Below are 9,916 nucleotides of genomic sequence, written 5' to 3'. Positions count from 1 at the left end.
ACTCGAACTGGTGTTCGCCCTATCATGTGCGGTATGGGGAGGTCCCTCGCTGAGGAGCTGGTCGAGGTGCTGGCGGTGGATGTGGAGTCCTTGTCGGTCGCGGAGTCGGTGGTGCACATGGCCCGGGTGGAGCAGGTCCGCACGCGGTTCGAGGCGCAGGTGTACGAGACGCTGGGGATGTTCGACCGGTCGGGGGCGTGGCAGCTCGATGCGGCGTACAACGTGGCGAACTGGTTGGCGGCTCAGACGGGCACGTCTCGGGCGGTGGCGGGGAGCCGGGTGCAGCTGGCCAACCGTCTGCAGCAGATGTCCCACACCCGGGAGGCGTTGGCCGAGGGGTCGATCACCGAGGCCCATGCCCGGGTGCTGGCTCGTTGTGTGGCCAACCCGCGGGTGCGGGGTGCCTTCGCCGACCAAGAGGTCGACCTGGTGGTGCAGGCGATGGGGTGCACGGCGGATCAGCTGGCGGTGAAGGTCGACGCCTGGATCGAGCTGTGGGACATGGATGGGGTCGAACCCCGCGACCCCCAGCACGACACGCTGAGCGCCAGCCGGGTGGGGGATCGGGTGCGCCTCAACGGTGACTTTGGCCTGGACGCTGGGTTGCCGCTGCTGGCGGCGCTGGAGGAGCGGGTCGATCAGCTGTTCCACCGGGACAAGAAGGTGACCGAGGCCAACCCCGATGACGGGTTGGCGTCTCGTACGCCGGGGATGCGTCGGGCCGAGGCGCTGGGCGAGCTGGTCGAGGCCGGCGCGGCCGGTGAGGGCAACCCCGATCGGCGTGAGCCGCTGTTCATGGTCCACGTCGATGAGGACACGTACCGCTTCGGCGGTCGGCATGCCGATTCGCTGTGTGAGCTGACCGACGGGACCGTCCTGCCGATCGATGTGATGCGGCGGATGCGGTGCGGGTCGCGGTATCAGTCGGTGGTGCTCGACGCCGCCGGGGTGATGTTGTTCTTCGGGCGGGAGGAGCGCTACGCCAACCGCCAGCTGCGCCGGGCCTTGGCTGCTCGAGATCGGGGCTGTGCTGTTCCGGGCTGTGACCGGCCGCCGGCGCATTGCGATGCCCACCACGTGGTGTTCTGGGATTACCTGGGTGGCACCGACATCGACAACATGGTGTTCCTCTGTCGGCATCATCACAACGCGATCCATTCGGGGGTGTTGTCGGTGCTGATGGTGGATGGGATGCCGTTGTTCCTCGACCGATACGGGAACGAGCTCGGCTCGGGCCGGCGGAGACCGCCGCCCGAAGCGGTCGCCGCGTAGGACGCGGCGACGGCACAGCCCAGGCTCCAACCCAACGGCTTCCGGTCACCCCCGCCCCGTGCGGGGGCACCGTCGAGTGCCGTCTGCGGACCGGACGGACAGGATTGGGGGGTCGAGCTGACGAATCACCCGGGATGGGGCGAGCTCGGGCGTGGATGGTGGTACTGGTCGTCGGGGCGTTGGTCGCCGCCGGCGGGGGCGTGGCGGTGGGCGATCCGCTGCACGATCCGATCAAGGTCGAGGTGCCGGCACCGATCGAGGGGACCTTCGATCCGATGGACCCGCCGCTCGTCGCGGCCGTCGATCCCGACATGGCGCTGCTCGACGTGCCGGGCCAGCACCCGTGGATGCTGTTCGAGGCCGATGAGCTCCCGGCGATCCGGGAGCGGGTGCTGGGTGCGGACCCGACGTCGGTCGTGGGACGGGCGTGGGCGGGGATGCAGGCCCGGGTCGATGCGTGCTGCGATGGGCGGTCGTCGTACCAGGACGGGCTCGAGGACCTCGAGAGCCGCAGCTATGGCCGGGATGACCTGGCCGAGCTCGGCTTCGCGTGGCAGATCACCGGTGACGACGTCTACCTGGAGAAGGCCCGTGGGTTGCTGCAGTACGTGGTGGCCACTGCTCCGGACCACGGTGCGCCGCGCGAGCCCGGGGTGGACGAGTTCTACATCCAGCGGGCCCATCGCCTGAACGGCTTCGCCCTCGCCTACGACCTGCTGCACCCGGGGTTCACGGCGGAGGAACGGGCCCAGCTGCTCGGGGTCGTCACCGCCCTCGGCCAGCAGCAGTTCGGCCACGCCGCCACCGCGTGGTGGGGCACGACGTCGTCGGGCTCGAACATCGGGGCGGTCAACGCCGCGTCGCTGGCCACCGCCGGCCTGGCCCTGTGGCACGAGGTGCCCGAGGCCCGAGCCTGGGTGGTGCGGGGTGAGCAGCTCACCCGCGCCTACTTCCACGAGGGCTTCGACTCCGAGGGCGCCGGCATCGAGGGCGTGCTCTACGGCAACTACGGCATGCGGGTGCCGACGTTCCTGAACCACGCCCTGCGCCAGACCGGTCACCCGGGGATCGACCGGGTCGGCGGGGTCGATCGCCAGCAGGAGTGGGTGGCCTACGAGGTCCTGCCCGGTGGTGGTGCGGTGAACCCGATCAACGACGCCCGCTACTACGAGTTCAACCCGTACTTCACCCTGTGGTCGGGGACCCACGGCGACACGCCGGCGCTGTCGCGCTGGATCCACGACGAGGTCCGGCTGAAGGGCCCCCGAGCCGCAGTGGACGCGTCGATGCCGACCATCCTCTGGTACGAGGAGGCCGACCCGGATTTCGACCCGTCGTCGATGCTGCCGCTGGCCAAGGCGTTCCCCGGCCGCGGTCTGGTCCACGTGCGTTCGGGCTGGGACGAGGGCGACCTGATGGCCAGCTTCGAGTCCCGCCAGAACGACTGGGGGGAGAGCGTCCACCAGAACCAGGACGTCAACTCCTTCGTGCTCTACGCCGAGGGCGCCCGGTTGGTGGTCGACAGCCGCTACGCCAACTGGCTGGCCAAGACGGCCGGTGGCGATGCCGAGGCAGGCCGCACGTCGGAGACCGAGGCCCACAACTACCTGGTGGCCGACGGGCGCAGCCAGGACTTCTTGGGCAAGGGCGACCTCCGGGCGTTCGCATCCACGGCCGGTGAGGTGGGCGAGACCGGTGGGCTCGACATCGCCGTCGGCGACGCCCGCAAGGCGTACATGACCGATCAGCCCCAGCGGGCCGAGCGGGTGTTCCTGCACGTCCGCGAGGGACGGGGCGGGACGGGCGACTACGTGGTGGTGGCCGACCGGTTCGAACAGGGCGGGGGCGACCACGACCACACCTGGTTCCTCCACACCGACTGGTCGAACACGATGACGCGGCTCGGATCCGATCCGGGGCGGGTGCGGGTCGACGCCCCGAACGGCGCGGGGATGTCGGTGACGATGCACGCGGCGCAGCCGTTCACCTCCTCGGTCGGATCCTTCACGCCCGACGACGCCCAGGACTGGCGTCACCTCGGCGCGGGCCGGCGGGCCCAGCCGCGGCTGGAGGTGTCGAGCACTGGTGCGGCCTTCGAGTCGATCGCCGTGCTGGCGCCGACGGCGCCGGGGGAGCGGGCCCCGACCGTGCGGGCCGTGCCCGCGGACGGTGGCATCGCCGTGGTGGTCGAGCACGGGGCGTTCACCGACCTGGTGCTGCTCAAGACCGGGGACGCCGCGACGGTGTCGGCGGCCGGCCACTCGACCGACGCGACCTTCGCCATGGTCCGTCGCAACCGGGGCGGCAAGGTCCTGGCGTCGACCATGGTCGACGGGTCGTCGTTCGACGCCGACGGGGCACCGTTGCTGGTACTGCCGGCCGGCGTCGGAGCTGTCGTGTCCTCGGATTAGGGTCGCTCGCCCATGGCCGGCGATCGACGACGTCAGCTGGTCGACACCGGCATCGAGCTGGTGATGCGCCAGCGGTTCCAGGATGCGCTGGCCAGCGTCGACACGCGATCCATCACCGTGGCTGCGGGCGTCACCACCGGGTCGTTCTTCCACCACTTCGCCAACCGGGGGCAGTTCGCCGATGCGGTGGCGGGACGGTTCGAGGAGATGTGGCGGGCTGCGGTGGACGCTTTCGTGGCCGAGCTCGAGGCCACCGCGACCGAGGAGGGCGTCGACGTGCGGGCGCTGGTCCGCCGGCGGGACTGGGAGAAGATCGAGGCCCAGGAGGTGCAGGGGTACCTGTTCCACCTCCTCTGGGTCGCCCGGCACCGGCCGGTGAGCGAGGACGAGGGCGACACCGGCGCCGACGTGCTGCAACGCAGCTACGAGTACCTGCTCGAGTCGGTCGTGCCGGCGTACCGCCGGATGGTGGTGGCGATGGGGCGGGAGATGATGCCGCCGTTCGACGAGCACGATCTGGCGGTGACGATGAACGCCCTCGTCGACGGGATCCAGATGTGCCAGCGGGTGGACCCGCAGCTGGTGCGGGACGGGCTGTTCGCCGATCTGGTGGCCAGCACGTTCGTGGCGCTGACGCGTCCGCGAGGTGAGCCGGCGGCCGGCGTCGACCTGGCCGCGCTCGAGGCGAAGCTGGTCCCGTCGTCGCATCGTCGACGGTCGACGGGGGAGCGGGAGACGTGGCGACAGATCGCCGCCGCCGCCGCTCCACTCTTCGATGATCGGGCGGTCGCGGACGTGAAGGTGTCCGACATCGCCGACGCCGCCGGCGTGAGCACGAGCACCGTGTACCACCAGTTCGGGCGGGTCACCGCCGTGGCCGCGTGCGGGTGGGCGCAGTACCTGCCCGAGCTCGAGGCCATCGCCACCCGACCCATCACGGCGGACGAGGGGCCGATCGTGCGGATGGAGCAGGTGCTCGGCCGCTTCGTCGAGCTCGGCATCGAGCATCGAGGCGCACTGGAGGGCCTGATGGCCGAGGTGCTGCACGACGCCCGCCGGGAGGGTGAGGACGAGGTCGCGGCCCGGCTGCTGACCACCGTGCCGCTGGCCGAGCTGCTCATCCCCCACATCCGAGAACTGCGGACCCGAGGGTGGTTGCGGCGGCGGGTCGGCAGTCACGGCCTGGCCCGCACGGCCCTGCAGATCGTGGCCATGCGGACGCTGGCCACCCCGCACGACCCGGTGGAGCGCATCATCGACGACACCTTCGGCCTGGTCCTCGAGGGCGCGCTCACCGGCGGCGCCGGACGCTGAGACGCACACGTGTTCCCGAGGCGAGGCGCTCCGGAGTGCGCCGGAACACCTCGCGCTCAGGGACAGGCAAGCCGCACTGCGGCCCGCTCAGGTTCCCGCTACGAGGTCAGTGAACCATCGTGCACTGACATGCGCCGTGACAAGACATTGCTGCGGTGATGCCGATCCGTAGCAGCGGCAATGGGCGGAATCGGCCGTCCGGTCCCGAAACCGGGCCTGACCTGGGAGTACGTTCCCCGCCGTGACGGTGGACAGGCGGGCGGAGCTGGTCGAGGCGGGGATCTCCCTGCTGGCGCGGCAACAGTTCCAGGAGCTGCTCGCCGGCGTGGAGACACGGGCCATCGCCGACGAGGTCGGGGTGACGACCGGGTCGTTCTTCCACCACTTCCGCAACCGGGCCCACTTCGCTCACGCAGTGGCCGACACGTTCGCCGCCCACTGGGCCGAGCGGGTCGAGCGCCTGTCCGGCGCCGCGACGACAGCCAACGAGGTTCGGGGGCTCGAGGGGATCCGCCCCGCCGCTCGCGCGGAGTGGGCCGGCCTGGTCGCCGACGGTGACCTGCCCGCCCTGCAGTGCTTGCTGTGGGCGGTGCGGTCCCAGCCGCTGTGCGAGGACACGGCCCGTACCGCCGGGGACGTGCTGGGTGAGGCCTACCGGTCCCTCACCGACACCGTGGAGGCCTCGTACGCGGAAGGCCTGCGCCTGATCGGTCGCGAGATGCTGCCGCCCTTCACCAATCCTGACCTCACCGTGATCATGACCGCGGTCGCCGAGGGCCTCCAGATGCGCCACGGCGTCGATGCCGGAGCGGTGCGCGACGACCTCTACGCCGACACCGTCGCCGCGATCCTGCTCGGCGTCACCCGCCCCCGGGTCGATCGGTCCGACGCGTCGCCGGCTCCGGAGCTGGCCGACCTCGAGTCCCGGTTCCTGGTGCACCGCCTCGAGGCACGCGCCGACGCTGCCCCGGCGGAGACGTGGCGCCACATCGCCGATTCCGCCGCTCACCTCTTCATCGACCGGACGCCAGGCGACGTGCGCGTCTCCGAGGTCGCCGCGGCCGCCGGCGTCAGCCCAGAGGCCGTCCTCCACCACTTCGGCACGGTCACCGCCGTGGCCGCCGCCGGCTGGGCCCGTCACATGTCCGAGCTCGAGGCCATCGCAGCCGTCCCGATCACCGAGGACGAGGGGCCGATCCGGCGCATCGAACAGGTGCTGCTCCGCTACGTCCAGCTGGCCCGGCAGAACCGTGGTGCCACGGAGGCCCTCGTCACCCAGGTGGTCGCCGAGGCTGCCCTTCCGGGCGACGGCGAGGGACCACGTGCCGCTCGCACCATGATGCCGCTGCCAGGGCTGATCCTGCCCCACATCCGGGCGCTGCGCACCGCGGGACAGTTGCGCCGGCGGATGGAGACCGAGCGCCTGGCGCGCTCCCTCGTGCAGCTCTGCACGATGCGGGCGCTGCTGTTCGCCGACGAGTCCGACGAACGGGTCGTCGACGAGACGATGAGCCTCGTCTTCGACGGGGCGCTGGTGGCGCCGAGCGATGCCTGAACTACCGCTCCAGTCGGTGCGCGACGCCGCCGGCGCCATCACCCACTTCGTGTCCTACGTCGAGGACATCTCGGGGCGCAAGACGACCGCCTCGTACCGGGCCAAGCGTGACGGAAAGGGCCGCATCCGGCACTCGTCACGACGCTGAGTGACCGATTTCGTCGCATCGAGTGACAACTGGTGACACATCGGGCGGAATCTGGCTTCAATATTGTGTAGGCCGCGGTGGAACGGCCACGGATCGTGGTCATAGGGGGGCCTCGCATGATCGATGTTGCACAGGAGGAGCGGGCAGCGGTCGTCCACCGCTTGGTGCGCGTGGTGCAGACCCATTTCGGGATGGAGGTGACCTTCGTGATCGGTGCGGGCCGCGATCGGTCCGCCGATGTGCACGTGCCGCTGCGCTTCGACGATCGGACCCACGGCATGCTCTGGTGCTCTCGTCATCAGGGCCAGGCCCTGCGCGATGGCGAGCTCGAAGCGGTGCAGGCCCTGGCCGACCTCGCGGCCGAGCAGCTGGAGGAGATCGAGCAGACGGAGCGACTGGCGCGCCACCGCCGCAAGGTGGTGCTCGATGTGGTCCGCAATGGACTCGCCCTGGAGATGGCGTACCAACCGCTGCGGCACCTGCACGACGGACGGGTGCTGGCGGTGGAGGCACTGGCCCGGTTCCCGCTCCACCCGGGCGGACCGGAGTGGTTCTTCCGGGAGGCGGCGGACCAGGGCCTGGGTGTCGAGGCCGAGGTGCTGGCCGTCCGCCGGGCCCTCGATCGTCTCAGCGAGATCCCCGAACCCGTCCGGCTCAACGTCAACGTCTCCCCCACGACGCTGGTGCATCCGCGCTTCCTGCAGGAGGTCTCGACCGTCCCTGCCGGCCGTCTGACCGTGGAGGTCACCGAGCACGCCGTGATCGAGGACTACTGCGACGTCCAGCGAGTGTGCGCGCAGCTCACCGCGCTCGGCATACGCACCTCCATCGACGATGTCGGTACCGGCTGGTCAGGACTCCACCGCATCCTCGAGTGCCGCCCCGACGAGCTCAAGCTCGACGCCGCGGTGATCCGTGATGTGCACCGGGAACCGCTGAAGCAGTACCTGATCGAGACCCTCTGCGGGTTCGCTCGCCGGGCCGGCGCCGACGTCGTCGCCGAGGGCATCGAGTCCGCCGACGAGCTCCGAGCCCTCCGTGAGCTGGGCATCATGGTCGGGCAGGGCTACCACCTCGGGCGGCCCGGAGACCTCGAAGCTCTCTTCACGCCCCTCCCGGTCAGCCGCCACCCCGCTTGCGGATGATGTTCAGGGCCGAGCCGGCCTCGAACCACTCGATCTGCTCGGGCGACAGCGTGTGGGTGGCCTCGAAGTCCTCGGTGGAGCCGTCGGGGTGGGCGATCTGGCAGCGCACGGGGACGTCGGGGGTGAGGTCGGCCAGGCCGAGCACGCTGAGGGTGTCGTCCTCACCGATGCGGTCGTAGGCGGCCGGGTCGGCGAAGGTGAGGGCGAGCACGCCCTGCTTCTTCAGGTTGGTCTCGGCGATGCGGGCGAAGCTGCGGGCGAACACGGCGACGCAGCCCCGGAAGCGGGGCTCCATGGCGGCGTGCTCGCGAGATGAGCCCTCGCCGTAGTTCTCGTCGCCGATGGCGGCCCACGGGCGCCCGGCCTCGTGCAGCGAGCGCATGACCTCGGGGTAGGGCTTGACCTCGCCGGTGACCGGGTCCTTGCCGGAGCCGGCTTCGCCGGTGAAGGCGTTGACGGCGCCGAGGAAGAGGTTGCCGGAGATGTTCTCGAGGTGGCCGCGGTACTTGAGCCACGGGCCGGCCATCGAGATGTGGTCGGTGGTGCACTTGCCCTGCGCCTTCACGGCGACGGGGAGGCCCACGTAGTCCTGGCCGTCCCACTCGGGGAAGGGCTGGAGGAGCTGGATGCGGTCGGACCCGGGATCGACCTTGACGTCGACGCCGGTGCGCTCGGACAGCTCGTCGGGGGGTGCGATGAACGTGTCCTCGCCGGGATCGAAGCCGCCCGGGGGCAGGTCGATGCCGACGGGCTCGTCGAGGCGGACCTCCTCGCCGGCGTCGTTGACCAGCACGTCGGTGCGGGGGTCGAAGTCGAGCCGACCAGCGAGCGCCATGGCGATGACGGTGTCGGGGGAGGTCACGAAGCTGAGCGTGTTGGCCGAGCCGTCGTTCCGCTTCGGGAAGTTGCGGTTGTAGGAGTTGACGATCGTGTTGACCTGGTCGAGCTGGGCCTGCGGACGGGACCACTGACCGATGCACGGCCCGCACGCGTTGGCCAGCACGTCGCCACCGATGGCCTCGAGATCGGCCAGCAACCCGTCGCGCTCGATGGTGGCGCGCACCTGCTCCGAGCCCGGCGTGATGAGCAGCTCGGTCTTGGCCTTGAGCCCCTTGGCTGCGGCCTGGCGGGCGATGGAGGCGGCCCGGGTGATGTCCTCGTAGGACGAGTTGGTGCACGAGCCGATGAGGGCGGCGCTGATCTCGAGCGGCCAGCCCTCCTCCTCGGCGCGCTGGCCGACCTCGGCCACGGTGTGCGCCCGGTCGGGGGAGTGGGGGCCGTTGATCATCGGCGGCAGGGTGGACAGGTCGATCTCGATGACCTCGTCGAAGTACTCGCCCGGGTTCGCCAGCACCTCGGGGTCGGCGCGCAGGTCGCCGGACACGGCGTTGGCGGCGTCGGCGATGGCCTCACGGCCGGTCGACTTCAGGTACGCCGCGATGTTCTCGTCGAACTGGAACAGCGACGTGGTGGCGCCGATCTCGGCACCCATGTTGCAGATGGTGCCCTTGCCGGTGGCGGTGATGGAGTCGGCGCCCTCGCCGAAGTACTCGACGATGGCCCCGGTGCCGCCCTTGACGGTGAGGATCTCGGCGACCTTGAGGATCACGTCCTTCGGTGCCGTCCACCCCGACAGGCGGCCGGTGAGGTGCACGCCGATGAGCTTGGGCCACCGCACGTTGAACGGGAAGCCGGTCATGACGTCGACGGCGTCGGCGCCACCTACGCCGATGGCGACCATGCCCAGGCCGCCGGCGTTGGGGGTGTGGCTGTCGGTGCCGATCATCATCCCGCCGGGGAAGGCGTAGTTCTCGAGCACGACCTGGTGGATGATGCCCGAGCCCGGCTTCCAGAACCCGATGCCGTAGCGGCGGGACACGGTCTCCAGGAACTCGTACACCTCCTGGTTGGTGTCGACCGCGACGGCGAGGTCCTTCAGCGCACCGACCTTGGCCTGGATGAGGTGGTCGCAGTGGACCGTGGAGGGCACGGCGACCTCGTCGAGGCCGGCCGTCATGAACTGCAGCAGCGCCATCTGGGCGGTGGCGTCCTGCATGGCCACCCGGTCCGG

General features: G+C 70.6%; 7 protein-coding genes. 6 read left to right on the top strand and 1 reads right to left on the bottom strand.

Annotation, left to right across the window (positions count from 1 at the left end):
- The first annotated feature begins 33 nt into the window (after positions 1 to 33).
- The 6 genes from VMN58_00670 to VMN58_00645 all read left to right on the top strand — a co-directional run bounded on the left by VMN58_00670 (position 34) and on the right by VMN58_00645 (position 7,845).
- The gene (locus tag VMN58_00670) at positions 34 to 1,272 is read left to right on the top strand and encodes a DUF222 domain-containing protein (protein ID HUF31703.1); all 1,239 of its coding nucleotides are present in this window, start codon (positions 34 to 36) and stop codon (positions 1,270 to 1,272) included.
- A 155-nt stretch (positions 1,273 to 1,427) separates the two neighbouring features.
- On the top strand, positions 1,428 to 3,683 hold the full coding sequence (locus VMN58_00665; protein ID HUF31702.1) for a heparinase II/III family protein: 2,256 nt from the start codon (positions 1,428 to 1,430) through the stop codon (positions 3,681 to 3,683).
- A 12-nt stretch (positions 3,684 to 3,695) separates the two neighbouring features.
- Positions 3,696 to 4,997 (top strand): TetR/AcrR family transcriptional regulator, encoded by a 1,302-nt coding sequence (locus VMN58_00660; protein ID HUF31701.1) that lies wholly within the window; start codon positions 3,696 to 3,698, stop codon positions 4,995 to 4,997.
- A gap of 241 nt (positions 4,998 to 5,238) precedes the next feature.
- Positions 5,239 to 6,552: a TetR/AcrR family transcriptional regulator gene (locus tag VMN58_00655; GenBank protein ID HUF31700.1), complete on the top strand. Its 1,314-nt coding sequence runs from the start codon at positions 5,239 to 5,241 to the stop codon at positions 6,550 to 6,552.
- Positions 6,545 to 6,700 carry a hypothetical protein gene (locus VMN58_00650; protein ID HUF31699.1) on the top strand — a complete coding sequence of 52 codons (156 nt, stop codon included), beginning with the start codon at positions 6,545 to 6,547 and terminating at the stop codon, positions 6,698 to 6,700. Before VMN58_00655 ends, VMN58_00650 begins: the two co-directional genes overlap by 8 nt.
- 116 nt (positions 6,701 to 6,816) lie before the next feature.
- Positions 6,817 to 7,845, top strand: coding sequence for an EAL domain-containing protein (locus VMN58_00645; GenBank protein HUF31698.1), 1,029 nt, complete (start codon positions 6,817 to 6,819; stop codon positions 7,843 to 7,845).
- On the opposite strand, the gene VMN58_00640 is transcribed toward VMN58_00645, so the two are convergent.
- The coding region (locus VMN58_00640) for an aconitate hydratase (GenBank protein ID HUF31697.1) at positions 7,820 to 9,916 on the bottom strand (2,097 nt) is incomplete at its 5' end. The genes VMN58_00645 and VMN58_00640 overlap by 26 nt on opposite strands.

It is taken from the genome of Acidimicrobiales bacterium, from assembly GCA_035512495.1.
GTDB lineage: Bacteria > Actinomycetota > Acidimicrobiia > Acidimicrobiales > CADCSY01 > DATKDW01.
Note: the sequence above shows the minus strand (reverse complement) of the source record. Positions and strands in the feature narration are given on the sequence as shown.

Bases quoted from the DNA above. Each gene is read 5' to 3' on its own strand.
- VMN58_00660 (HUF31701.1), top strand. From the start codon at position 3,696: ATGGCCGGCGATCGACGACGTCAGCTGGTCGACACCGGCATCGAGCTG.
- VMN58_00650 (HUF31699.1), top strand. From the start codon at position 6,545: ATGCCTGAACTACCGCTCCAGTCGGTGCGCGACGCCGCCGGCGCCATC.
- VMN58_00645 (HUF31698.1), top strand. From the start codon at position 6,817: ATGATCGATGTTGCACAGGAGGAGCGGGCAGCGGTCGTCCACCGCTTG.
- VMN58_00670 (HUF31703.1), top strand. From the start codon at position 34: ATGGGGAGGTCCCTCGCTGAGGAGCTGGTCGAGGTGCTGGCGGTGGAT.
- VMN58_00665 (HUF31702.1), top strand. From the start codon at position 1,428: ATGGTGGTACTGGTCGTCGGGGCGTTGGTCGCCGCCGGCGGGGGCGTG.